Origin of the sequence: Sphingomonas sp. YR710 (assembly GCF_900101455.1) — a bacterium.
Lineage (GTDB): Bacteria > Pseudomonadota > Alphaproteobacteria > Sphingomonadales > Sphingomonadaceae > Rhizorhabdus.
Genome location: NZ_FMZJ01000003.1, coordinates 263340 through 285821 on the forward strand (window position 1 = coordinate 263340; position 22482 = coordinate 285821).

Annotated in this window: 23 protein-coding genes; 13 read left to right on the plus strand and 10 right to left on the minus strand. The window is 61.5% G+C overall.

What is annotated here, in order from left to right:
• Positions 1-26: 26 nt before the first annotated feature.
• On the plus strand, positions 27-932 hold the full coding sequence (locus BLS13_RS05865; protein ID WP_256325722.1) for a DMT family transporter: 906 nt from the start codon (positions 27-29) through the stop codon (positions 930-932).
• Positions 933-957: 25 nt separating this feature from the next.
• Here the strand turns inward: BLS13_RS05865 and BLS13_RS05870 are convergent, their stop codons facing one another.
• The 4 genes from BLS13_RS05870 to BLS13_RS05880 form a co-directional block, all read right to left on the minus strand.
• The gene (locus BLS13_RS05870) at positions 958-1740 is read right to left on the minus strand and encodes an alpha/beta fold hydrolase (RefSeq protein WP_176943449.1); all 783 of its coding nucleotides are present in this window, start codon (positions 1738-1740) and stop codon (positions 958-960) included.
• 31 nt (positions 1741-1771) lie between these two features.
• The gene (locus tag BLS13_RS20620) at positions 1772-1990 is read right to left on the minus strand and encodes a hypothetical protein (RefSeq protein WP_176943450.1); all 219 of its coding nucleotides are present in this window, start codon (positions 1988-1990) and stop codon (positions 1772-1774) included.
• Positions 1991-2069: 79 nt separating this feature from the next.
• Entirely contained in the window at positions 2070-2666 is a 597-nt protein-coding gene (locus BLS13_RS05875) for a DUF2585 domain-containing protein (RefSeq protein WP_256325723.1), read from the minus strand.
• Complete coding sequence (locus tag BLS13_RS05880) at positions 2663-4489, minus strand: DUF885 domain-containing protein (RefSeq protein ID WP_093450538.1); 1827 nt, start codon at positions 4487-4489, stop codon at positions 2663-2665. Before BLS13_RS05880 ends, BLS13_RS05875 begins: the two co-directional genes overlap by 4 nt.
• A gap of 225 nt (positions 4490-4714) precedes the next feature.
• Between BLS13_RS05880 and msrB the strand changes: the two genes are divergently transcribed.
• Together msrB and BLS13_RS05890 are read left to right on the plus strand one after the other, a co-directional pair.
• The gene (gene msrB / locus BLS13_RS05885; RefSeq protein ID WP_143011886.1) at positions 4715-5215 is read left to right on the plus strand and encodes a peptide-methionine (R)-S-oxide reductase MsrB; all 501 of its coding nucleotides are present in this window, start codon (positions 4715-4717) and stop codon (positions 5213-5215) included.
• Between the two features lie 27 nt (positions 5216-5242).
• Complete coding sequence (locus BLS13_RS05890) at positions 5243-5470, plus strand: hypothetical protein (protein ID WP_093450540.1); 228 nt, start codon at positions 5243-5245, stop codon at positions 5468-5470.
• Positions 5471-5510: 40 nt separating this feature from the next.
• Here the strand turns inward: BLS13_RS05890 and BLS13_RS05895 are convergent, their stop codons facing one another.
• The 3 genes from BLS13_RS05895 to BLS13_RS05905 all read right to left on the minus strand — a co-directional run bounded on the left by BLS13_RS05895 (position 5511) and on the right by BLS13_RS05905 (position 6847).
• Positions 5511-5738, minus strand: coding sequence for a hypothetical protein (locus BLS13_RS05895; RefSeq protein ID WP_093450541.1), 228 nt, complete (start codon positions 5736-5738; stop codon positions 5511-5513).
• Positions 5739-5859: 121 nt separating this feature from the next.
• Positions 5860-6618, minus strand: a complete 759-nt coding sequence (locus BLS13_RS05900) for a hypothetical protein (protein WP_143011887.1) — start codon at positions 6616-6618, stop codon at positions 5860-5862.
• A 31-nt stretch (positions 6619-6649) separates the two neighbouring features.
• A complete protein-coding gene (locus BLS13_RS05905) occupies positions 6650-6847 on the minus strand; it encodes a hypothetical protein (RefSeq protein ID WP_093450544.1) in 198 nt (65 codons plus the stop codon).
• 368 nt (positions 6848-7215) lie between these two features.
• Between BLS13_RS05905 and BLS13_RS05910 the strand changes: the two genes are divergently transcribed.
• From BLS13_RS05910 to BLS13_RS05945, 8 genes are all read left to right on the plus strand, one after another.
• Positions 7216-7785, plus strand: coding sequence for a LexA family protein (locus BLS13_RS05910; RefSeq protein WP_093450546.1), 570 nt, complete (start codon positions 7216-7218; stop codon positions 7783-7785).
• 129 nt (positions 7786-7914) lie between these two features.
• A complete protein-coding gene (locus tag BLS13_RS05915) occupies positions 7915-9456 on the plus strand; it encodes a class I adenylate-forming enzyme family protein (RefSeq protein WP_093450547.1) in 1542 nt (513 codons plus the stop codon).
• A gap of 81 nt (positions 9457-9537) precedes the next feature.
• A complete protein-coding gene (locus BLS13_RS05920; RefSeq protein ID WP_093450549.1) occupies positions 9538-11151 on the plus strand; it encodes a serine hydrolase in 1614 nt (537 codons plus the stop codon).
• A 425-nt stretch (positions 11152-11576) separates the two neighbouring features.
• A complete protein-coding gene (locus tag BLS13_RS05925; RefSeq protein WP_093450550.1) occupies positions 11577-12809 on the plus strand; it encodes an amidohydrolase family protein in 1233 nt (410 codons plus the stop codon).
• 1 nt (position 12810) lies between these two features.
• Positions 12811-13716 (plus strand): alpha/beta fold hydrolase, encoded by a 906-nt coding sequence (locus BLS13_RS05930; RefSeq protein WP_176943451.1) that lies wholly within the window; start codon positions 12811-12813, stop codon positions 13714-13716.
• 44 nt (positions 13717-13760) lie between these two features.
• Complete coding sequence (locus BLS13_RS05935) at positions 13761-16241, plus strand: TonB-dependent receptor (protein WP_176943452.1); 2481 nt, start codon at positions 13761-13763, stop codon at positions 16239-16241.
• 150 nt (positions 16242-16391) lie between these two features.
• Complete coding sequence (locus tag BLS13_RS05940) at positions 16392-17645, plus strand: spinster family MFS transporter (RefSeq protein WP_093450554.1); 1254 nt, start codon at positions 16392-16394, stop codon at positions 17643-17645.
• 119 nt (positions 17646-17764) lie between these two features.
• Positions 17765-18352, plus strand: coding sequence for a TetR/AcrR family transcriptional regulator (locus BLS13_RS05945; protein WP_176943453.1), 588 nt, complete (start codon positions 17765-17767; stop codon positions 18350-18352).
• Positions 18353-18385: 33 nt separating this feature from the next.
• On the opposite strand, the gene BLS13_RS05950 is transcribed toward BLS13_RS05945, so the two are convergent.
• Positions 18386-19201 carry a DUF2189 domain-containing protein gene (locus BLS13_RS05950; protein ID WP_093450557.1) on the minus strand — a complete coding sequence of 272 codons (816 nt, stop codon included), beginning with the start codon at positions 19199-19201 and terminating at the stop codon, positions 18386-18388.
• A 222-nt stretch (positions 19202-19423) separates the two neighbouring features.
• Between BLS13_RS05950 and lldD the strand changes: the two genes are divergently transcribed.
• A complete protein-coding gene (lldD, locus tag BLS13_RS05955) occupies positions 19424-20566 on the plus strand; it encodes an FMN-dependent L-lactate dehydrogenase LldD (protein ID WP_093450558.1) in 1143 nt (380 codons plus the stop codon).
• A gap of 22 nt (positions 20567-20588) precedes the next feature.
• Here the strand turns inward: lldD and BLS13_RS05960 are convergent, their stop codons facing one another.
• Both BLS13_RS05960 and BLS13_RS21185 read right to left on the minus strand, forming a co-directional pair.
• The gene (locus BLS13_RS05960; RefSeq protein ID WP_093450560.1) at positions 20589-21029 is read right to left on the minus strand and encodes a hypothetical protein; all 441 of its coding nucleotides are present in this window, start codon (positions 21027-21029) and stop codon (positions 20589-20591) included.
• Between the two features lie 156 nt (positions 21030-21185).
• Complete coding sequence (locus tag BLS13_RS21185) at positions 21186-21710, minus strand: SMI1/KNR4 family protein (RefSeq protein ID WP_093450562.1); 525 nt, start codon at positions 21708-21710, stop codon at positions 21186-21188.
• Between the two features lie 185 nt (positions 21711-21895).
• Here BLS13_RS21185 and BLS13_RS05970 point away from each other — a divergent pair, with 185 nt between their 5' ends.
• Positions 21896-22459 carry an SgcJ/EcaC family oxidoreductase gene (locus BLS13_RS05970; protein ID WP_093450564.1) on the plus strand — a complete coding sequence of 188 codons (564 nt, stop codon included), beginning with the start codon at positions 21896-21898 and terminating at the stop codon, positions 22457-22459.
• Positions 22460-22482 lie beyond the last annotated feature (23 nt).

Genomic DNA, 22482 nt, shown 5'->3' on the forward strand with positions numbered 1-22482 from the left:
GGCAAACCTCTCCCCTAAGGAGGACCATGCTCACGAAATCCCCGCAGCTGCGCGCTTATGTCATGCTTGGCTTCACCATGCTCTTCTGGGCCGGTAACTCGATCGTCGGTCGCGCGGTTCGCGACGACATTCCTCCGATCACCTTGGCGCTGGTCCGCTGGACGGGTGCACTTATCCTGCTTGCGCCCTTCGCGCTGCGGCCTCTGATCGCCGAGTGGCCGGTCGTGAGGCGGCACTGGCGATCGAGCCTGTTCCTGGGAATCGTTGGCGGTGCGGCGTTCAACGGGCTGCTCTATTCGGGCCTGCGCTACACGACGGCGACCAACGGACTGCTGCTGCAGGCATTGATCCCCTCGCTGGTGCTGCTGGTCGGTGCGATCGGGTTTCGGGATCGCGCGCGTGTCGGCCAGATCATCGGCATTGCCTTGTCGACGATCGGCGTCGGGCTGATCGTCTTTCGCGGTGACATCGCGGTGATCCTGGCGCTCCATTTCGGAACTGGCGATATGTTCATCCTGTGCGGGTGCGTGTGTTGGGCTCTGTACACCGCCTGCCTGCGCCTGCGCCCCGCCATTCAACCGATAACCTTCGTCTTTGTCACATTCGCGATCAGTGCGCTGGCTATGGTGCCCTTCGCCCTCGGCGAAGCCCAGGCCATCGCCGCCATGCGGTGGCAACCAGCCACATTCGCGGCATTCGCTTACGTCGCAATCTTCCCCTCGATATTTGCCTATTTCCTCTACAACGCCGCCGTCGCCCGGATCGGCCCTGGCGCCGCAGGGCAGACGATCAGCCTGATGCCCTTGTTCGGCGCGTTGCTGGCGACAGCGCTGCTCGGCGAGAATCTCGCTGGCTACCACATGATCGGCATGGCGCTGATCTTGACCGGCATTGTGGTTGGTTGGGCGATAGATCGACGACGCGCGCCATAACTGACGTTCACCGCCGACATCAGATTCACACCGCTGCAGCCGCGTTCAGGAAAGTGGCAAACTCCTCTGCGCACCGCTCTGGCGCCTCCAGATGAAGCAGGTGGCCACGCCCCGGTATGACGATGCGCCGCACCTGAGATGAACTCGATTCGATGATATCGGCCATCAGCTGAAACTCCGCCATGTCGGCTTCACCGGTAAGCAGCAGCGTCGCCGGCCTTAACGTGTGAAGGCGCTCGATATCGGGCATCACCAGCGCATGATTGTCGCGCAGCCATTGCCGGCCGGCGAAGCGCGCGATCTCCCGTCGCAAGTCATCGGCAGCATCCCTTTCGCGGATCGTGTCGAACATCGGATGCAGCCACCAGAGCCGCTTCGCCTCCTCCATCCGCCCTGCTCGCGCCGCTTCGAGCATGGGCTCCCAGCGCGCTTGCCAACCCTCCGACCATTCCCATCCGGCGATCTGCGGACTGATCAGGACCAGCCGCCCCACCCGATCCGGATGATCGAGCGCAAATCGGAGCGCGACGCCGCCGCCCATCGACGCACCAACGAGATCGCACCGATCGATCGCCAGCGCATCGAGCAGTTCCGCAAGATCGTCGACATGGGTGAAGGCCGCATCGGAACGCGCCGTCGAGCGCCCGAAATCGCGCAGATCATATCGAAGCCAGCGTCGTCCTGCATCCAGAAGCGGCCAAAGCCGATCCCATCCGTGGAGATCTCCGCCCATACCGTGCACCAATATCGCGCAGTGCCCGGCCCCTTGCGCCTGATAATGGATGTGCACTCCGGACAGATCGATCATCATATGCTTGCCCGATCGTCTCCGGCCGCTTTCATCCCTCCAGTTCGCCCGATCGCAACCGCTCGATGAGATCCTGTTCCTCATATTGCCCGTCGATCGTCTCGACATAATGAAAGCTGCGCAATTCGGGCGGCAGAGCGAACAACACCTTGGCCATATCGGCCAGCGTGCCGTCTTGCACCACATCCTCGGTGCCATGATCCGATCGGCGGATGAGCCGGGCATGTTCGCGGCGACCGGCAGGTTCCATCGGCAATCTCTCCTTCATCGACCGCAAGAGCAGGCCCGCACGGGCAAAATCCCGATGTCGGATCTCGATATGTTGTCCATCACGATAGTCCCGCTTGCCAAGCCCGGATAGCATCGACGGGCCATATCAGCATCACGATATTCAGCGTCAGATTGTCGCGGATGGCAAAAAGCATCAGCAGTTCCAGTGCCAGGCCGAGCAGTACGGATATCCGGATCGGCGCTCGTGCGGCGAACAGAAAACCCAGTACCATCATCGTCACATCGCTGAGCGAATTGATGACGGAATCGCCCGTATAGCCGAGTGCGATCGTAGCCGATCGATAGCGCTCGATGATGAGCGGCGAATTCTCCAGCATTTCCCAGGCCGATTCCACCAGCACCGCGACGAGCAGCCGCATGTCAGTTGCCAAGCGCCCACGCAGCAGCCACCAGGTCGCGCCGTAGAAAATCAAGCCATGGACGATATGGCTGAAACTGTACCAGTCGGTGAGATGCTGGCTGTTGCCCGGCGAATTCACCGCCCCTTCCCAAAGCCTGACCGTCCCGCAGGTGCAGATTGGCGCCCTTCCCATCACCAGCAGTACGATTGCCAGTGTGGCGACGATCGCAATGATCGCCGCTATTAGACGGAAGCGGAAAGGCGGCCACAGCCGCCTTCCCCCCAAACCGGTCACGCAACTTTCGCTTTCGCCACATAGTCGTCGATCGCGGTCGCCAGCACCGCAAGCGGCACCGCGCCGGCCTGGATCACCGCGTCGTTGAAGTCGCGCACGTCGAAACGCGTGCCCAGCGCCGCCTTCGCCTTGTCGCGCAGGGTAACGATCTGAGTGTGGCCGACCTTGTAGCCGCATGCCTGCCCTGGCGACGCACAATAGCGATCGACTTCGCTGGTGCAGGCCGCGCGCGCACGGCCTGTGCTGCTGGTGAGATAATCGATCGCCTGTTCACGGCTCCATTTCTTGGCGTGGAGGCCGGTATCGGTAACGAGCCGCGACGCGCGGAAGCGCAGCGCCTGATACATGCCCAGCTGGCCGAACGGATCCTCCTTGTAGAAACCCAGTTCGTCGACGAGTTGCTCCGAATAGAGCGCCCAGCCCTCGGTATAGGCGTTAAAGCCCATCAGCGAGGCAATCAACGGTACGTCGTCGCGATGCTCGGCAACATAGGCGCCCTGCCAGGTATGGCCGGGCAGTCCCTCATGCGCCGAAAGCGACGGGATCGTGAACTTCGGCCAGTTACCCGTATCCTTCAGGTTGATATAATAGATCGCTGGGCGCGAACCATCGAGCGACGCAAAGTTCATATAGCCGAGCGCAGCGCCCGCCTCGATATCGACCGGCACGCGCTTGACGGTCACGTCGGCCTTCATCTTCATCCGCGACACAAGCGGCAGCATCGCACGCAGTTCGTTCATCTTGGTCTTCACATAAGCGACCGCCTCGATCTTGCCTGCATCGGTGTTGGCGAACAATTGCTTCGGATCGCGGCTGAGCGCCGACATCCGCTCGCCGACCGTGCCCTGCGTCATTCCTTGCGATTTGAGCACGGCATCCATCCGCGCATCGAGATCGCGGCCCTGATCGAGCCCCATCTGATGGACAGCCTCCGGCGAAAGATCGGTGCTCGTCGAATATTGCAGCAGCCAGCGATAATAAGCATCGCCGTCGGGCAGCTTCCACGCACCCGCATCATGGGTGGCCTTAGCCCGCAGTGCCGCCATCGCCACAATCTGCCGATCGAGCGCCGGATAGACCATCGTCTCGACGATTTTCGTCGCGCGCGGCGCCCAGTCGCCTGGGATCTTCGTGTCGGTGCGCCTGACGAGCGACGTCACCATCCGCGCCTGCTTCGCCGGTGTCGCCCGCAGGCCGCGCAGCCCCTCCAGCGTGGTATCGAGCACGAAATCGGGCGCGATCACGCCGAGCCCGGCATCATGCTTCGCCTGCTCGGTCTCCTGATCGAGTGCGGTCGCGAGCGCGGCAAGGCGCGACAGATAGGCCTCGGCGTCCGCCTTGTTCTCGACGCGGTGGACCGAGTCCAGGAATTCGGGAATGCCCTGATAGGCGCCGTCCTGCTGGCTGATGACATAAGGGTTGCCGCCGCCAAAGGTGCCGATTCCGCCATAGGCAAAGCGCGAGCCTGCAGCGCCACTGGCCAGTTCATAGGCAACGCTATCATAGATCAGCTTGTCATGGCCCGCGAGCGAAGCGCGATCGATGCTGGCGAGCATGTTCTGGAAGCGCGGTATGTCCGCAATCGTCTTCGCCCGTGCCGCCGCCGATCGATCGCCGAGCTGCGCACGCGCCCAAGCGTTGGCGCCGGTATCAAGACCGAGATAGCTGAAGCCCTCGGGCGAATCCTTGAGGTTCTGCATCGCTATATCGTCGAGCAGTTTTGCGAATTTGGGTTCGATCGCGGCAAAAGCCGGCCGGCCGATCGCGGCCAGGCCGGTGGCAGCCGCAGCAGACAGCAGGAAGGAGCGACGGTTGAGATTCATATCGGGAGGTTACCTTCGATCAGATGGTGGTGCGGCGCCCGAAGCGACCGCGCATGGCCACAGGCTAGCGCGTCATTTCGCGGTGCGCCAGAGCCGCCTTAGCGTGTTATCACAGCGCATCGGATCGAATGCCAAAGATGCTGGACAGGCTCTTGTCCCCAGGCCTAGCGTCATCTGCCGGGCCGCGGGGTGGCTACCGATGACGATTTCGCAAAGGACATCACAATGACTCGGCGGGAGTTCATCGGCATGGCGAGCGTCGGCGCGGTGGCGGTCGCCATTGCCGCGCGGGTCGCCTTTACGGCAAAATTGCCTGAAGTGTCCGGCGAGACATTCCCAGTCCAGCATAGCGACGCCGAATGGCGCGCATTGCTGCCTCCCTCCGGCTACAAGATCCTGCGGCAGGCGGGCACCGAAGCGCCCTTCTCAAGCCCGTTGCTGGGCGAGCATCGCCCTGGCCTTTTCGCCTGCCTCGGCTGCGACCAGCACTTGTTCGACGCGCGCACCAAATATGACAGCCATACTGGCTGGCCCAGCTTCTGGGACGTGCTTCCGCAGGCCATCATAAAGCGTGACGACAGTTCGATCGGCATGTCGCGCACCGAGGTCCGCTGCGCGCGATGCGGTGGTCATCTCGGTCATGTATTCACCGATGGGCCACAACCGACGGGATTGCGCTATTGTATGAACGGGGCAGCGATGGCGTTTCAGCATGCCACCGCATGACATCACGAAGAGAGGAAAGGCAAAGCCATGGGCGAAATCTTCAACGGGATCATGCGGGGGGTGAGCAGCCTGCTCGGCGTGGGCATGGTGTGTATGGGCGGCATCTGGATCCTCCAGGGCTTCAACCTCGCCTTTCGCGTCGGCTTCATGGTCGGCGACAAGCATTGGGCCGTCTATGGCGCGATGCTGGCAGTGGTGGGCGTGTGCCAGATCATCTGGAGCAACACGCGCGAGCAATATTACAAGCGAAGATGATCGGCCTGCGGAGATTGCCGTCGCCGTCCGAAATAGTGGATTACGGCTCGTAGCCGAGCACGAGCGTGTCGGACATACTTCCGTCCCAGCGGGTCTTGCCAGGAATGATGATGACGTCGGGCTTCACCGCGCAAATCATCAACTGCGCTTCGCCGCGCCATATATTCTTGGCGTAGCCGGGGTGGTCGTTCAGCGATTCCCAGCTCACGCCCCGGTCAGCGGCCAGATGACGGGCAATCTCGTCCAGGGTTCTTATCTTGCTGCCCATCTTCGATCTTCTTCACCGCTATGCTTGTTACGCACCGACTGTTAGCGAAAACCAACAGTTCAGCATGTGATGGCGCTCACACACCTTCCCCTCCCCTGGAGAGGCCTGAAGCGGAAGGGCTCTACCCTGTCCGCACTCGCCCGCGCACCGCCTCGGCCAGCGCCTGTAATCCGGCCAGGAATTCGGCGCGAATGATCTGCGGATGGCGGTTCGATCGCGGAACCGGTTTTGCGACGAACGCCCCCCTCGCCCCATCGTACCAGTCCTGATTGCGCGATCCGAACCGCGCCATGGCGACGGCCGCATAGGTGCGATCCTCAATCGCCACCGCGCGCATCGTCGGCCGCCATTCGCCCATCAGGCTTTCACACAAGGCGACGTCGGCGCGCGCTGTCAGCACCGCTGGCGGCAGATCGCGTGCCTGCCCGGGCCCGGCGCCGCCCGGCAATATGTCGAGCGAACTCTTCATCGCTGATCGTTCGGCCATCTCGAAGGCGTTGCGATAGAAGCGCAGCGCGGCCAGTTCGTCACCGCCGATCAGCGGCACCCGCCCGGCGCGCTCGGCCTCTCCGGCCTCGCGTTTGGCGAGGCTTTCGAACCATGGCTGCCGGCGCCACGCCCGGCCCAGCAATTGCCCCTGTTCAGTATGCACGGGTTGCAGCACATAGGGTGCCTGCGCGGCCGCCTCCGGCGTGGGCGCTACGATCTCGACACGCGGCGCCGCCCGCGCCTTGCGTCCGGCCTTGCTCTTGCGCGCCGGCCGGGCCACCCGATCGGCGGCGATCAGCTGTGCGACCCGATCCGCCTCGCGTTCCGCCCGCTCGGCCAGCCGCGCGAGCCGTTCGACCGCATCGGCACAACGATCGAATTGTTGCATCATGTCCATATCGTCTCCCGTTCAATATATGCGATCAGGTCCGGCGCCGCCCGTGCAGCAATTCGGCAAGGATTTCGGCCTGTTTGCGGTCGGCCCAACTCGTCAGCCAGTCCGGGTTGATCAGGATCAGCCCGTGCCGAAGCCATGCCTCGCGCGCCGCCGCGCGGGCTTTTGCCGGATCGGCATCACGGGCGAGCGGCGCCACCGACGACAGCGAAGACCTTACCGCCATCAGCGGCCTCCCTTCGCCGCACGTCGCATCCTGCCCGTGCGACGGCAGTGTACATATTTTGCGAATTTCGCATTGCCTGTATCGGATAGGCGCATATGCCATGACCGGTACTTGGCCAGAAGCCACGACACAGCCCCAATGCGCAACGACTCATCAAAGGTATCTGTCACCAATTTTCACCTTATATATTTGTTTATATGACTGTTTTCTTGTCAATATGAACGGGACAATGTCGGCGGAATGGCTACGATCGGCGGAGGCGAATCCGCATCACGAAGCATGACCATAAAGATGCGATAATCGCATTTTTGACGCAAGCGGAAAAATGCGATATTGGCATTTTATCGAAGCTTCAACACGGCAGGACCATGGACATCGACATCATCAGGGCGCGGATGGATAGCATCGGTCTGAAGAGCAAGGATCTTGCCGAATGGATCGGCATCAGCCCGGACAAGGTTTCCAAGTCGCTGAAGGGCATTCGCGCATTCAAGGCCGACGAGGTCGATCGCATCCGCGAAGTGCTGCGGCTCAACCCGCCGGCCGATGGCGATACGCCCGCGCGTACCATCCCGGTGCTGGGCATGGTTTCTGCCGGCCGCTGGAAGGAAGCGATCGCGCTGGCCGGCGAGCGGATGCCGCTGTTCGATCCCGGCACACCGCGCAATGCGTTTGCGGTGCGGGTGGATGGGGATTCGATGGATCGGATCATCGAAGATGGTGGCACGATCATCGTCGATCCCGACGATCGCGCGCTTTACCCCAAGCGCTTTTATATCGTCCGCAACGGCGACGGCGAAACGACGTTCAAGCAATATCTGGAGGAACCGGCACGACTGAGCCCCTGCTCCACCAACCCCGTGCACAAGGAAATAATGGTCGGCGAAGGTTCGTTCGAGATCGTCGGGCGGGTGATCTGGCGGGGCAGCCGGATGTAAGCATGATGATGGCCCGGCCAATTCCGCATGAGCAGGCGCCATGATGATATGTCGCAACCGCGCTGGCGCCGGGCTGACAATGGATGGTAGCGCATTCTCCAGATCGCGGAAGCGGGGAGTGATGGTTCGGTGAGCAGGGAAGACGACATATTGGGCGATCCGAAGCTGGCGACCACTTTTCCGCAATTCATCCGCGCCACCGCCGCGGCTTATGGCGACGATATCGCCATCAGGCTGAAGGGCGATACGATCCCGGACGATGCACTGACGTTCCGCGAGCTTGACGATCGATCGGCCGAACTGGCCCGCGGCCTGATCGCGCGCGGCGCGGGCAAGGGCTCAAGGATCGGCTTCATTCAGGGGAACGGCCCCTCATTCGCTTTGATGCTCGCCGCAATCGCGCGCATCGGCGCAATCGCCATCCCGTTCAGCACGCTGATCAAATCCAACGAGTTGGTGCGCATGCTGCGGCAGTCCGACGTGTGCGGCCTGATCGTGCAGCGCAGATTGCTGGGCCATGACTATGTCGATCGCCTCTGCGAAGCACTCCCCGATCTGCGCAAGGGCGCCAGCCCGGAACTGCGGATCGCCCAGACGCCCTATCTTCGCTGGATCATCTCCGCGGGCGACGACCTGCCGCCGACCTTTCACGACATGCGGTTCCTGACCGATGCCGCGCCATCGGTGAGCGAAGACATGCTGCGCGAAATCGAATCCGAAGTGCACACGACCGACCAGATGATCGAGATCTATACGTCGGGATCGATGGCATTGCCCAAGGGCGTTCGGCACAATCACGGCCCGATTCTGTTCCGCACCCATTATATCCGGTCGATGATCGTGCCCGAGCGCGGCACGGAACTCGGCGCACCGCTGCCGATGTTCTGGATCGGCGGACTGATGATGTTCCTGATGCCGCATTGGGAAGTCGGCGCGACGACGATATGCACCGAAGGAACGTCCACCAGCAGCAGCCATGCGTTGGGCAGCGTGCTGGCCGATGAAGATCTGAAAGCTGTCCCGAAGATGGCGACCATATGGGGGCTCGGCATGACCGAGACGATCGGCCCTTATTCCTACGCCGATGAACGGCGCGTGCCCGGATATCCGCTGTGCGCACCGTTGGACCATATCGCCGATCGCTATGAGGTGCGGGTAGCCGACACAGCGGGGCGGCCGGTTGCCGAAGGCGAGATCGGCGAGATCCAGATACGCGGCTATGCGCTGACGCCCGGACTCCACAAGGTCGAACGCGATCTGTATTTCACGCCGGACGGCTTCTATCACACCGGCGATCTCGGCCTCGTTCAGGGCAGCCGCATCCTCTTTACCGGCCGCGATGGCGACATGATCAAGACGGCCAGCGCGAACGTATCGCCGGCCGAGGTCGAACAGGAAATGCAACAGCTGGACGGCATCCACTCGGCCTATGTGGTGGGCCTGCCGGATACGCAAAGAGGACAATTGGTAGTGGCAGCGGTAGTCCCTCGTGAAGGCGCTGAACTCGACTTCGCCGACATAGAAGGCAAGCTGCGTCAGCGTTTGTCGAGCTACAAGGTGCCGCGCGCTTATGTGGCGATCACACGCGCAGAGGTGCCAATGCTGCTCAGCAACAAGGTGTCGCGGCGTCAGATCGAACGGTTGATGGCGCAGAAGCTCGGACGGGCGTAAAATGCCGGCCTAACCAATCGCGAATTCGATTGCACGTGCGTCCGTCACCCGTCAACCTCGTGACGCAGGGGGAACGAACCGATGACGCTCGACATGGCGATCAGCCGCCGTATGGCGCTGTCTGCGGGTTTGGCGGGACTGTTCGCAGCGACCATGCCAGCAGCCGCCACAAACCTCGCGGCAAAGGCGCCGCTGCCCGACGATATATTCGATGCCCTGATACGTAGCTTCCTCGCGGCCTTCGAGATACCAGGCGCGGCGGTGGCGATTGTGCGCAGCGATCAGCCGCCGATTATGCGCGGCTATGGCGTATGCAAGCTCGGCGCGCCCGATCCCGTTGATACGAACACGCTGTTCGCGATCGCATCGAACAGCAAGGCATTTGTCACCGCCTCAATTGCAATGCTGGTCGAGGTCGGCAAGCTTGGCTGGGATGATCCGGTCGTCGACTATATGGCCGATTTTGCGATGTATGATCCGGTCGTTACGCGAATGATGACGGTGCGGGACCTGTTGTGCCATCGCAGCGGCCTGCCGCTCGGCGCCGGCGATCTCCTCCAATTCCCGCAAACCGATCATGACCGCACCGACATGCTGCACGCGCTGCGCTTCCTCAAGCCCGCACGCGGTTTTCGCACCGGCTATGATTATGACAATATCCTTTATGTCGTTGCCGGTATCCTGATCGAGCGGATTTCGGGCATGAGCTGGGAGGCGTTCGTCACCGCCCGGCTGTTCGTGCGGCTGGGGATGCGCACCGCGGTCGCCAGTCGCGCGCTGCTGAAGACCACCAATATCGCCGCGCGCCACGCCCGGCTCGGCCCGCCGACACGCGGTTTCGGCGAACAGGAAGTGGTGGAGCCCGACGAGTCGGTGGCGGCGAGTCCGGCGGGCGGCATCCATGCCAGCGTGACCGATATCGTCCCTTGGCTGGCCGTTCAGCTCGCGCGCGGCCGGTTGGCGGACGGCGGACGGCTGTGGAGCGAGGCCAGCGCCGACACGATGTGGACGCCGCAGGTGATCACCGCGAGCAGCACAGGCCCTACCCCCGACGATCCGACACGGCCGGTGCTCAGCGCTTATGCGCTGGGCTGGAAGGTCGCGGATTATCGCAAGCAATGGCTGCTGTCGCACGGTGGCGCGTTGAGCGGACAGATTACCAATATCGCCATGCTCCCCGAAATGGGCGTCGGCCTCGCGGTGTTCACCAATATCGAAAACCGCCTGCCGGGCCTCGGCCTGCGCAACGCCCTGCTTGATTATCTGCTCGGCACAGGCGGCACTGACTGGATCGCCGTCACCCGCCACCAGATGACGGCCGAGGAAGACAAGGTACGCTCCCGGATTTCGGGCGGCGATTTCGCGATTCCAGCCGGCGGTCCATCGCTCGCGCTCGATCATTATGCAGGCCGATATCGTGATCCCTGGTATGGCGATATCGTGGTCAGCGCGCAGCGCGGCCGGCTGATGATTGATTTCACCCACACGCCCGTGTTCAAATGCGCCCTCGAACCATTCGGCCCGGATACGTTCCGCACCCGCTTCGGCCAGGGGAGCGGCGAAGATGCGGTGGTGACCTTCCTGATCGAGAATGGCGTGCCGATGCAGCTCAGACTTCGGGCGATCTCGCCGATCGCCGATTTCAGCTTCGATTTCCAGGACCTCGCACCGCGACGAATAACGCGGGGCTCGTGACCGGACACTGCCATCACAAGCACGCGGCCAACGACGCCCAACGGGCAATTCCCAACCAATGATCGTATATCTCATATAACACTATTGTGATGAAATGCAATTTCACTTGCTAAAATAGCCTGCAGTCATGTTGAATATACATGAGGAAGTCACCATTTCTGAGCGCCACCGGCGCGACGCGCTTATTCTAATAATATTATTATATATCAATAATTTATATAAAAATAATCAGACTTGCACGTTCACAAGAAATGATCCCGGTGAAAGGTTGATCGGGCCACTGTGACCACATCTTCGAGCTACCGCTTCCCTGCAGCCACTCTCCCACAGATTGACAGCATCCGCGTGCGGGGTCACCCCTATGGCCACGCAAGTGACAATCAACAAAGATAAATAATAGACCGGCCACCCGGGAGAGCAGACGCGTGAGCAATTACAAAGACTGGATGATTTCGGTCGACGATCACGTCGTCGAACCACCGCATGTATGGCAGCGCCATATGTCGCCGAAATATCGCGACCGAGCCCCCAAGGTCGTCTGCGATGACGGCGTTTGGAAGTGGGAGCTGGAGGGTAAGCGAAAGGTAATTACAGGCCTCGTCGCTGTTGCGGGAACGCCCAGCACCGAATGGGACCCGATGCCAATGAATTTGAATGCGCCGCCGTCGGCAGGCTCGGGCGATCCTAAAGTACGCCTTGCGGCGATGGATGAGGATCACATCATCGCTTCGCTGATCTTCCCGACATATGCGAACAGCTGCGGGCAGACATTCCTGGAGACACAAGACAAAGACCTCGGGCTAGCCTGCATCCGCGCCTATAACGACTGGATGATCGATGAGTGGGCAGCCAGTGCGCCCGACCGTTTCATTCCGCTCGCGTTGGTGCCGCTATGGGACGCTGGGCTGGCGGCAGAGGAAGCCCGCCGCGCCGCGGCGAAGGGCGCAAAGTCGATTTCCTTCACAGAGAATCCTTCGTCGATCGGACTACCCTCGCTCCATGACAAGAATCGCTATTGGGATCCCTTGTTCAAGGCCTGTGCCGATAACGGGCTTCCGCTGTCGATCCATCTCGGAACCTCGGTCCGGCGCATGATGGCCCCCGATGCTCCGTTGATCGAAGGTGCCTCATTCATGGCGCTCGGCGCGGTCGACGCATTTGTCGACTGGATGTGGAGCGGCAATCTGTTGCGCCATCCCGATCTCAAGATCGTGCTTTCGGAGAGCGGCATCGGCTGGGTTCCGCCCATACTCCAACGTATGCGCCGCGATCTCCACCGCTGGCGCTGGGCACGGACGGCGAAGACCGACTTCGAAGGCGATATCCTGACGGGCGATACCGCTTCGCGCGGTGAGCGCTCCGTATTTGGCGACATCCCCGATGGATTCGATCCGCTTGAATTGTTTCGCCAATCGATCTTCATCAGTGCCATTGCGGGCGATACTGGGTGGGAAGCGCTCGACTATCTCGGTTTCGACAATGTCATGATCGAAACCGATTTCCCTCATCCCGACGCGGAATTTCCGCATTCTGCCGCCGCTGCACAGCGGGATCTGGCCGATCGGACCACCGATCAGCGCGCGAAGATCCTCCGGGACAATGCCTGTCGCGTCTATTCGTTCACACCGGCAAGCGCCTCCAGCCTCCAGATCGGCTGACATGGCAACGCTTGGGGCGACACAGCATATGGCGCACTTCCAGAGCCTGGAAGTCCCGGTTGCCGGCGGCGATCTCCATATCGGTTCATGGGGCGAGGGTGATGTGTCGGTTCTGGCTCTCCATGGACTGACTCTCAACCACGCCGAATTCCATTTGCTCGGCGAAAGCCTCGCCGGCTCTGCACGCATGATCGCCCCCGACCTCAGGGGCCGCGGTGCGAGCGCTGAACTCCCCCCGCCTTATGGGCTTGAAGCCCATGTAGAGGATGTTGCGGCAGTGCTGGCGCATCTGGGCGGCCCTCCCGTGGTGCTTGTCGGGCACTCCTGGGGTGCCGTCGTGGCGCTTGCTGTCGCCCACCTTCATCCCGATCTGGTTCGAAGCATATTGCTGGTCGATGGGGGACTGCCGCCGGCGGCAGGGGTTGCTAGCGACCAATCGACCGACCGCGCGAGCCAACGCGTGCTGGCGCGGCTGGCATCGACCTTCGCCTCGGTCGATACCTATCTCGATATCTGGCGCGGGCAGCCGGGTCTCGGCCACCACTGGAACGAACATATCAAGCGCGCCTTCGCGACGGATCTGGCCGGAACGGCACCTTCGTTGCGTTGCAATCTGAAACCCGAAGCATTCACGGCTGATATTGCCAGCACCTATGCGCAGAGCGGTCTCGCCGAACGGGCGATGGTCCAACTGCGGCATCGCGCAACACTGATCCGTGCAGCGCGCAACATGGCGGACGAAGAGCATCCGCAATATTCCGACGCGGTCGTCCGCCAATGGTGCGATCGTGTCGCCAGCCTGCACGACAGGCTAGTCTCCGGCGAAAATCACTATACGATCCTGCTAGGAGAAACCGGCGCGAAGCATATCGCCGCTCTTATTCGGGAGGAATTGCGCCACAGCTGATCCGACGACAAAACAATCAAAAACATGAAAATTGGGAGAGAGACATGAAAAAGCAGCATCACAGAATCGCGCTTCTTCTGACCACAGCCATCGGAATGACTCCGACGCTACCAGCATATGCGCAGGAGAAGCCTGAAGGCGACATCATCGTCACCGCGCGCCGCATCGAAGAAAAACTCAGCGACGTGCCGATCTCGATCTCGGTCCTGAGCCAGCAGGCGCTGACCAACCGCAACGTCGTCCAGCTCGCGGATCTGGCCTCCTACACCCCCGGCCTCTCCGTAAACCAGCGCTTTGGCCCCGAACGGGCGACTTTCGCCATTCGCGGCTTCAGCCAGGACCCCGGCACCTCGCCCTCGGTCGGCGTCTATTTCGCCGAAGTTCCCGGCATCCGGGTCCAGGGCGGTTCACTCTCCGGCAACACGGTCGGGCCGGGCGTCTTCATGGATCTTCAAAACGTGCAGGTGCTGAAGGGGCCGCAGGGTACGTTGTTCGGCCGCAATACAACCGGCGGCGCCATCCTGCTCGTGCCCAACCGGCCGACCGACAAGTTCGAAGGATGGGTCGAGGGTCAGCTTGGCAACTATTCTGCGCGCCGCGTCCAGGCGGTCATAAACATCCCCCTTGCCGACACGTTCAAGGTGCGCTTCGCGGTCGATCGCAACAAGCGCGACGGCTATCTGCGCAATCGCTCGGGCATAGGCCCGGACACGTTCAACGACACCGACTATATCGCGCTGCGCGGCACAGTCCTCGCGGAGCTGACGCCCAACCTCGAGAGTGTCACGATCGTCCACTACAGCAAGTCGATGACCAACGGCTATGCGGCACGGCTGATTTCGTGCAACCGAGCCACACCAACCAACCCCACCAACTTCAATGGTATCCAGGCGGCGGCAGCCTGCGATCAGATCGACCGGCAGGCTGCGCGCGGCGACGGGCTGCTGGATGTCGACGTCAACACGCCGGGCGCGTTTCTCGATATCGAGCAGTGGCAGGCCATCAACACCACAACCTGGGACGCCAGCGACAGCATCAAGGTCAAGAATATCGCGAGCTACGGCCAGTACCGCGAGAATTCGCGGATCAGTTCGTTCAGCGACAATCCGGTCGTATCGGCCCGGACACCGAGACTACAGGTGGCGGCGGGCGCAGCTATTATTTCGCTCGTCCCCGGCACGCCGTTCAACCTCAACGTCTCCAGCGTCATTCCGGGGCAGGATGGCGTCGAAAAATTCGCCTTGACCGACGAATTCCAGATTCAGGGCAAAGGTGAAAAGTTCAACTGGGTGCTGGGCGGCTATTACGAGAAAAATCGCGAGCCGAAAATCGATCCGCGCCGTAATTTTGTTTCGCTGAGCTGCACAAATTACGACACGCAGCAATGCACCGACCCATTCGGGATCGGCTCCATCTCGGAATCCCGCAACAAGTACGACTATGACAGCAAGGGCCTGTTCGGCGAAGGCACCTATGACTTCACCGAAAAGCTCGCACTGACTCTGGGCGCGCGATATACTTGGGATAAATCACACGCGGAGGCCGAGAATTCCCGGATTGTACGCGTCGGCACCGCTACCCAGGCGCGTGTCTGCACCGACACATTTCGCTTCAACTCGGGATTCAACGCCGCGGGCAGGCCCAACGCCCTTACCGTAACCAGCCCTGCCCAATGCCATGCCGAATTCAACGAGAACTCACGCAAACCGACCTGGAATGCCAACCTGACCTACAAGCCAACCGGTGGTATCATGCTCTACGGCCGCTATGCGCGCGGCTATCGGCAAGGCGGCATCAACACGACGCCGGTCGCCGCGGAAACCTGGAAACCGGAAACCGTCGATTCATACGAGATCGGCACTAAAACGACGTTTCACGGCCAGATCAGCGGTTATCTGAACGTCGCAGCCTTCTACAACAAAATCCACGACGCGCAGGTCGCGGGCACCACTGTACCGCTCCCCTCATCGGGACTGACTTCGAGCATCGCCATCCTCAATGCCGGCGTGGGGACGATCAAGGGTCTGGAGCTGGATGGTTCGGCGCTATTCTTCAATAGCCTGCGGATCGATGTCGGCTATACCTATCTCACCACCAGGATTACAGGGATTCCGGCGTCCGTCCCCGTGACCGGAGGCGCCATAACCTCGATCACGCCGACGGTCATCAACGGGTCAGGCCTGACCTTCGCACCGAAAAATCGGGTGACGGCAACCGCGACTTATACGGTGCCCCTGCCGGCCAGGAGCGGCGACATGACCGTGTCGGCAACGTTCACCCACACCGACAAACAGGTCGCCAATGCGACCGCGCTGTTCGGCGTTCTCCCGGCGACCGACCTGCTCAACCTCAATCTCACCTGGAACAGTGTGTTGGGCAGCGCTTTCGATGCCGCAATTTTCGGCACCAACGTCACCAACAAGATCTATGCTGTCGCCACAACGTCGAGCGCCGCTTACGACAATCTCCTGCTGGGCCAACCGCGCATTTGGGGCGCCCGTCTTCGCTACAACTTCGGAAATTGATGCCTTATCGCGGCGCCGCCTTCAGGCGGTGCCGCGCCCTTCTCGTATCGATATGTGGAATGTGTCGTTAGCATTACGAGTACCCGCATAAATTGGTGCCCGGTTCAAAGTCGGCTTCTGTGGAGCTGCTGGTCAAAGGGAAAGCAGAAAATGAGCGAGGCTTCGGCTCCGGTGCCCTGGAGGGCGTGGTACGGTCTCGCCGTGCTGACGGCGATCAACAGTCTCGCCCAGATGGATCGAATCGCGTTGGCGGTGTTGCTGCAGCCTATCAAGAGCGAGCTTCACCTGAGCGATCAGCAATTGGGCCTTCTTTCCGGGCTGGCCTTTGCGCTGCTTTATGCTGCGCTGGGCTTACCCTTGGCGCGCTATGCCGATCGCGCCTCACGCACGCGCCTGTTGTCCGCCTGCTTGGCGTTATGGACAGTCATGACGACGCTGAGCGGTTTCGCACGCACATTTCCACAATTGTTCCTTGCGCGCGTCGGCGTTGGCATCGGAGAAGCGGGCAGCCTGCCTGCTTCCTATTCGCTGATTGCCGACACCTTTCCGCGCACGCGCCGAACCTTGACGATCGCCATATTCCAATGCGGCGGGACGATCGGAATCAGCGTTGGGACCTTCATCGTCGGCGTGTTCGGGCATTATCTCGGTTGGCGCGCCTGTTTGCAGCTGATTGGGCTCGCAGGGCTCCCATTTGCGCTGCTGGTGCTGTTCACCGTGCCGGAGTCGCTCCGGCCGCAACGCAAGGAGGCCGGGAACGAGCCGATCCGCCGGGTTTTCGGGGCGCTGCTCGGCCGGCGGGCATTCATCCATATCATGATCGCCTATACGCTCGCGGGGATCACATCGCTCGGTATCGGGCAATGGAATCCGTCCTACCTGATGCGCAGCTTTGGGCTAAGCATGGCGCAGGTCGGCGCCTGGGCAGGATTGGCGACGGCGGTCGGCAGCATTCTCGGCCTGCTGGCGGGCGGTTATGTCGCGACATGGGCGGCACGCCGTGACACGCGCTGGGAGCTATGGATTCCTGCAATCGCGACGTTGTTCGCCTTTCCCTGCGCTGTCCTACTCGCGCTCAGCCCCGTCGTGTGGATGGCGCTGACGTTCAAGATCGTCATGGCGGTAGGTTCGTCGGTCGCGTCCGGAGTAGCCATCGCCGCGCTGCAGGCGTTCGTCGAGCCCCATCGGCGCGCGACCGCCGTTTCGCTGGTGCTCTTCTTCCACTCGGCACTTGGCCTGGGGTTCGGTCCCTATATCATCGGCCTCGCGAGCGACCTTCTTGCGCCCGCTTTCGGCACCGAGAGCCTGCGGTACGGCATATTGATCGCCAGCCTGTTCCTGCCATGGGCCGCGTTCCACTACCTGCTTGCGGCTAGAAGAAGCTTGCAGGACAGCGTCAATTGAAGAAGCGCGTGAACAAGAATTGCACCAAGCCCCGAATTTTCTCAGAATGAATGTTGGTCAGCGGAGTTTCTTGTCCCAAGGAATTTCGGACCATAGCCTCAACACGGAGATCGGATTTTTTGGCGAGAAAGCGCACGAACACGCCGACGAAGCCGATCGACGCGCGCGCGCAGCGTTCGATCGACGCGTTGCACGCGGCGTTTCTCGAACTCCTCGAACTCAAGCCGCTCGACCAGATTCTTCTACGGGAGATCACCGAAGTCGCAGGGTTGAGCTATCCCACCTTCTTCCGCCGCTTCGCCAGCAAGGAAGAACTGCTGGTCGATATCGCCCGGAGCGAGGTCCACACATTATTGTCGTTGACGAAGCGCGCGTTCGACACCGGGCGGGCTGAGCGCGGCAGGGACGCATGTGAATATATACAGCAACGCCGAAGGCTGTGGAAATCGCTGCTGATAGGAGGCGCCGCCTCGGCCATGCGCGAGGAGTTTGCGCTGGCCGCACGGGCGATGGCGGACACCTACCAGCGCGCCAATCCTGCATTGCCGCTGGATCTCTCGATCCGCTTCTACGCCAGTTGCACGTTCGAAATCTTCGCCTGGTGGATGCGCCAGCCGGACGACTATCCGCTGAACAACGTCATTAAGTTGTACGACGCAATGCATCTCGATACGATCGCCCGATTGCGCCAGCTCGCCCTGGATTGACGTCACCATATCCGTGCGATCAAGTGGCTACCTTCATGAGGATGGGCGGCCATCCCGGGAAGATGGGATTATCCGCGTATAGAGATGCCAGGTCGCATAGCCGAGCACGGGCAGCACCACCGCCAGTCCGACCAGCATCACCATCGTCCCGATCGCCAGCAGCGCAGCGACGATCAAACCCCACACGGCCATCATGCCGGCATTGTGCCAGCATGCCCTCACGGAAAGTATCACCGCCGCCATCGGATCGCCGTGCCTGTCGACCAGCATCGGCAGTGAGATCACGCTGGTGGCCAGCACGACGGCCGCGAAGCCGAGGCCGACCAGATTGCCAGTCAATATCACACGCCAGCCCGCCGCCGTTCCCAGCATCATCGCGATGAAGCCATCAGGTGCCGAAGCAATATTCGGCCCGAAACTGGCGACGTACAACAACCAGGCCGCACCCAGCCATGCCATGAACAGCAGTGCCAGGAATATCGTCACCGGCAGGATCGCCCCCAGTGTCGCCCCGCGATAGGCATCGAGGAAATGCCGCCAATGGGCGTCTTCACCCTGCTCGCGGCGCTTTGCCAATTCGTAGAAGCCCGCCGCCATCGCCGGCCCCATCAGCGAGAGACCCGCGAACAGTGGAAATATCAACGGCAATAATTTGCCCTGCACGGCGATCGCGGCGGTGAATAGTCCGACGATCGGGTAGATGATGGCAATGACGATGATATCACCGCGCTTCTCGCGGAAATCGTCCCAGCCCCTCCGCAATGCCCAGCCGAGATCGGCAGCGCCGATCCGGCGGATTTCAATCGTTTCGGGCGCAGGCTGCAATGATCTTTCAGTGATCGCGATCATGATATCCTCCTCCTGCCCGGTCCGCGCCGCTGCGGCTTCCGGGATCGTCGATCGGCACGCAGCACCCGCATGGGCAGGCCATCATCGTGGTCGTCGTTCCGACAGCGGGACTGTCGAGTCGAAGGAAGGCTGGTTTAACAGATTTTCGCGACGTTTTCAGCCGTGGCGAAGTCTGGCCGATAGCGGGGTGGCGGCGGACGGGAGAACCGATAGAAAGGGCGCATGAAGGCAGCATCGGCGACAGATTATCGGGAACTTGCGCGGCGGCGTCTGCCCCGTTTCCTGTTCGACTATATCGACGGCGGATCCTATGCCGAGGTAACGGTGCGGCGGAACATCGCGGATCTGGAACAGGTTGCGCTGCGCCAGCGGGTGTTGCGCGACGTCTCGACGATAGACCTGGGAACCACATTGTTCGGCCACAGCACGGCGATGCCGGTGGCGCTCGCGCCGATCGGCCTCGCCGGCATGAGTGCGCGGCGGGGCGAAGTGCAGGCGGCGCGCGCGGCGGAGACCGCCGGCATTCCGTTCACCCTGTCGACGGTGTCCGCCTGCCCGATCGAGGAGGTCATCGCCGGCGTGAAGGCGCCGATCTGGTTTCAGCTCTATATGATCCGCGATCGGGCCTTCATGCGCGATCTGCTGGAGCGTGCCAAAGCGGCACGCTGCTCGGCGCTGATCTTCACCGTCGACATGCCCGTGCCCGGATCGCGCTATCGCGATTATCGTTCGGGGCTGGCCGGCGCGCCGGGGATATTGGGGAATATGCGGCGACTGTGGCAGGCCGCCTGCCACCCGCGCTGGGCTTGGGACGTCGGGCTGCTGGGGCGACCCCATAATCTGGGCAATGTCGCTCCGGTGCTGGGCGGCAAAAGCGGTATCGAGGATTTCTTCGGCTGGATGCGCGCCAATTTCGATCCGACCGTCTCCTGGGCGGACCTGGCGTTCGTGCGCAGCATCTGGGACGGGCCACTGATCCTCAAGGGCATATTCGACCCCGAAGACGCACGCGAGGCGGCCGCGATCGGCGCCGACGGGATTGTCGTGTCGAACCACGGCGGCCGGCAGCTCGACGGCGTACCTTCCACCGCGCACATGTTGCCGCCCATTGCGGCAGCCGTCGGCGACAAACTGACCGTGCTCGCGGATGGGGGCGTGCGATCCGGGCTCGACGTCGTTCGCATGCTGGCGCTGGGCGCGCGCGGCGTTCTGCTCGGCCGGGCCTGGGCCTATGCGCTGGCGGGTGGCGGACAGGCGGGGGTCGCGCATATGCTGCAGCTCGTCGAGGCCGAAATGCGCGTCGCCATGGCGCTGACCGGCATTACCCGTATCGAGCAGATAGGGCCGGATATTCTCGTCAGATAGGAAAGGCTGATGCGGTGCGCCGTCAGCGCAACACATGCCTTGCGGCCATTGCCCGCGCGTACCAACTGAAGAGCAGCAGCAGCCCGGCGATGATGCCATTCGTGATCGCCATTTGCCGTCCCATGATCGCGCCACCATCCGTGAGGACATAGCTGTGGAGGAGATTGATCAGGAATGCCGCCAGCGACAACGCGAAGACGGGAAATGCGTGGCGGTTCCGCAACAGCAACAGGATCGACGCCAGCAAAGCCGCAAAGACGCCAACCGCCCAGACGATCGTCACCCAGGCCGGCATGCCTTGATAATAAACGATCTGGTCCGGCGTCATGCCCGCGCCGGCGAGATAGGCCCGGCCCTTCAACCTATACATCACGAAGTCAAACACGCCGATCGCGTTGAAGAGGATGGCGATCACGGCGACCAGCCAAAGATGCCAAGGTGCTTTCGCAGATGTGCCGCTCATCGCTCCCCCCCCAAAAAAAAGATCGATCGTTCTTGCAACAAGCTACCGCACAACAGGGTTTCGCAGCAATGCGCATGAAACGATGCTTTATTGGGGCTTTTCGAGGCGATTTTCTCCCATTTTCAGCGGCATTATTTAGCAAATGCGCCAACGCGTTTAACGAGTCATGTGCGAGCGGTTACTGCGCCGCAGCCATCTCCGAAACCTACCGGGAGTAGCAGCCTTTTTCTGGACCTGGCTGATCGAGGCCCAGTTATTGGTATATCGCTCGACGAACTCCTCGAAAGTGTCGGCAACATACCCATCCGGTAGGCCCCCGATGAGAGCTACCTTTCCCCATGTTTCATCATCCGCACATGAAATAGCCCACGCCCAACACCAGATGCTGTAATCGAGGAAGATCAGGTGCTTTGATGCGTTCGACGCGATTGGTTCGCTGACGGCGTGTTCATACTCGTCCGGAATGTTTTTTATGCGGCCGATAGGCCACCAATTGCCGTCTTCGGCATCCCAGTTTTCCTTCTTTGGAGCGCCCTCTCCGAGATAGGTGCGGAAATCATCGGGAATTAAAATGCTGTATCGGGTTTCAAGGGCAGCTATCTCACTCTCGGACGTGGTCTGTGAAACGATCCCGACTGCTGACTGGGACCACCACGCTTGCACGGTTAGGTGTGGAAGCATCCGTTATAAATCTGCGCGTTTTTGGGGCCGGTCAATGGCCGTTATGGACATGTTTCCCTTCAACGCCGCCAATCTGCAATCTACCAATCGTAGTCATTCGAGCGCCAGTCTAGATCCCTCGATCGGGACTGGCGCTCACGCCGGCTGCCGCATAGCATCGATGTGGATTTCGAGGGAGCTGGACCATGGGCTTTGTGAAATGGGTGTTTGCCGGCGCGCTATTGGCGCTGGCCAGTACTGCTGACGCGACACCGGCTGACGACACCGCCATTCGCGATGTCGAGGCCGCGCAGGCCACCACATGGAATGCCCATGATGCCCATGGCCTCGCGCAATTGTTCGCGCCCGATGCCGACGTCATCGATGTGCGCGCGAGCCAGTGGCACGGCCGGGATGCCACCGAACTGATGATCGCCCAGGCCTTTGCTTCAGTTTTTGCCAAGAGCCACCTGCGGATCGATGCCGTGAATATACGCAGCCTGTCGCCGGACCTGGCGCTTGCTTATGTCAACTGGACGATAACCGGGATCGGGTCGGCTGCAGACGTCGCGCGCAGCGGCATCCAGACGCAGGTGCTGAAGAAGGTCGACGACCGATGGCTCATCCTGTCCTTCCAGAACACGAGCGCGATGCCGGATAGGCCGCAGCCGACAGTCATCACCCAGCCCGCCGGGAAACACGAGGCCGATAAGCCGAAGCGCCGCTGCATCGTAGGAAATGCCCAAGGCGGATGCATCGTCGGTGGTTGAGCGGCATCGCTGACAGGCAGAAT